The organism is Streptomyces sp. NPDC002206 (assembly GCF_053593595.1).
On the sequence record NZ_JBSFCW010000097.1, the window covers coordinates 1 to 1,276 of the forward strand.

The 1,276-nt window shown below is 66.4% G+C and carries 1 protein-coding gene; it reads left to right on the forward strand.

Annotated features, from left to right (window positions below; translation table 11 throughout):
- The coding region (locus ACWCP8_RS41180; RefSeq protein WP_451121688.1) for an OFA family MFS transporter at positions 1-1,276 on the forward strand (1,276 nt) is incomplete at both ends.

Here is a 1,276-nt window from a genome sequence, read left to right on the forward strand (position 1 = left end):
CGCGTGTTCCGGCTCGGTGAGTCCGACCGGGACATCATGCGGAGACCGCGCTGGACCATGGTGCTCTTCCCGTGGATCGGCATGATGGGCATCAGCTCGTCGGAGTACGCGTTCACCTCCGCCGAGGAGACGCTGCACGACGCGCACATGTGGGCCAGCGGCCACATCTTCTGGCTGATGGGGGTCTGGATCTTCTTCCAGGCAGCCGTGGCCTTCCCGGCCGGGCAGCTCCGCGAGAGCGGGAGACTGCCGGCCAGGAGCGCGATGATGCTCGGAGCGCTGGGCACCCTGCTCGGCTATCTCTCGCTGGCGTACGCACCGCATGTCATCGTCGCCTACTTCGGCTTCGGCATGTTCAGCGGTATCGGCGCCGGACTCGTCTACGCGACCTGCGTGAACATGGTCGGCAAGTGGTACCCGGAGCGCAAGGGCGGCAAGACCGGCATGGTCAACGGCGGTTTCGCCTATGGCTCGGTGCCGTTCGTGTTCCTCTTCACCTCGTACATGGACCTGTCCAACTACCAGGGTGTTCTGGTCTCCGTCGGGGTCGTCTGCTGTGCGGTCGTCGCGGTCGCCGGCTGGTTCTTCAAGGACCCGCCGAAGAACTGGTGGCCCGACCACGTCGATCCGCTGAAGGTCTCGGACGACCCGCGGATCGTGCGGTCGCTGGCCAAGAACCCGCCGGCGGTCAAGCAGTACACCCCGCGTGAGGCGGCCCGGACCCCGGTGCTGTGGATGATGTGGTTCTGTCTGCTCTGCACGGCAGGCATCAACATCTTCGGTATCGCCATGCAGGTGCCGTTCGGCAAGGAAATGGGGTTCGCCGGCGGCATCGTGGCCACGGCCATGTCGCTCAAGGCGATCGTGAACGGGACCGGCCGGGGTGTCATCGGCTGGATCTCCGACCGGTACGGACGCCGCAACACGCTGATCATCGTCTGTCTGGTCCTGGGATCCGCGCAGTTCGGGGTCTTCTTCTCCGGCGACATCGGCTCGATGCCGTTCTTCCTGTTCTGCTCGATGGTCTCCGGCTTCGGTGGCGGCGCCATCTTCCCGCTGTTCGCCGCGATGACCGCGGACTACTTCGGTGAGAACAACAACGCCTCGAACTACGGAATGGTCTACAGCTCGAAGCTGATCTCCGGCCTGGTCGGCTCCGGCGTCGGCGCCCTCGTCGTCCATGCCTGGGGCTACGGCGGTGCCTTCGCCCTCGCGGGCAGCATCGGGCTCGCCTCCGCGGTCCTGGCGGTGTTCCTGCGGGCGCCGGGCCGGCCGA